General features: G+C 33.6%; 1 protein-coding gene. It reads left to right on the top strand.

The window, feature by feature from the left end; genetic code table 11:
- Positions 1 to 256: tRNA (cytidine(34)-2'-O)-methyltransferase (locus AC3G7N_RS21255; protein ID WP_489424129.1), on the top strand; the 256-nt coding region annotated here is incomplete at its 5' end.
- Positions 257 to 673: the final 417 nt, after the last annotated feature.

Here is a 673-nt window from a genome sequence, read left to right as displayed (position 1 = left end):
TGGAAATTACTATTATATTGAAAACTTTGGTACAAAGCATTATACCGATTATGATTACAGTAAGGTCGATGAGGATTTGTTTTTTGTGTTTGGACGTGAGACCGATGGGATTCCAAAGCATTTATTGGAAGGAAAAGAAGATAAGTGCTTACGCATCCACATGAATGAGAAAGTCCGATCATTAAATTTGTCAAATACCGCCGCAATTATTATTTATGAAGCGCTCAGACAGCAAGACTTTGCTGGATTAAAATAAGGATGGACTGATAAATAAAACCGTCATGCTTAACATGACGGTTTTATTATTGATCCTTTTTAGCTACTCCCGGTTTTGCATCATGGCCTGCTGTAAAGATGGACACGACAAATGTCACACTTACTCCTAATAGTAATGCCAAGTCAACTGTCATGCTGCTTGCCTCCTTTAAATATATATGTATCCACTTGTATCAAATTTAATGTCTTTATTATAGCCTATTTATTTTAAAATGTGAACCATTGGTATATTATTTTTGCCGAGTTGTTAACATGTATACGACATGTTTTAAACGTTTTGTCATATTTTGCGGAATAAGACAATTCATTTGTTGTTTATGAACATAAAATAGGGTATATTAGTTGATGAAGTCGTATGACAGTTCTATAATGAATACTGGATGAAAAAGCCGTTTAT

It is taken from the genome of Virgibacillus carmonensis (assembly GCF_057836705.1).
The sequence above is the reverse complement of the archived record's forward strand: the minus strand, read 5'-3'. Positions and strand labels throughout refer to the sequence as shown.